1 pseudogene is annotated in these 508 nt (G+C 78.0%); it reads right to left on the reverse strand.

From position 1 onward, the window contains the following. Positions 1-508: pseudogene (locus tag G3I42_RS30930) on the reverse strand (hypothetical protein); the annotation flags it as partial.

Consider the following 508-nt stretch of genomic DNA (forward strand, 5'->3'; position numbering starts at 1 on the left):
AGCTTCGCCTCGACCGTGCGCTTGTGCCGGGCAACGTCCGCGCGGGTGCGCTCCAGGCGGCGCAGCGCCTCCCGTGCCTCGGCACGGTCCTGGGTGAGTTCGCGCCGGGCGTCGACGAGGCGGCCGAGTTCGGCGGCGCGTTGCCGGCCGACCTGGTCGAGGAGGGCCGCGTGGCTGAGGTAGCGGTCGGGGTCGGAGGTGAGCAGCAGGGCGAGCGCGGGGTCGATGCCGCCGGAGCGGTACTGCGCGGCGGCGAGCGAACCGACGGCGTCGCGCATCGTGTTGACGCGTTCCTGGGCGCGGGCGACGGCGTCGGTCGAGCGGCGCACGGTGGCGCGCAGCTTGTCGGCGCGCTCGTCGGACCGGTTGTACGCCTCCGTGGCGCGCTCCGCCTGGGTGTAGAGCCGGTCGAGCCTGGCCCGGACCTCCTGCCGGTCGGGGTGCGGGGCGGCCCCGGCGGGGGCGGCGGCCGGTACGGCGGCGAGAGCCGCGGCGGCCGCGGCGGTGA

Source organism: Streptomyces sp. SID11385 (assembly GCF_010548245.1).
GTDB lineage: Bacteria > Actinomycetota > Actinomycetes > Streptomycetales > Streptomycetaceae > Streptomyces.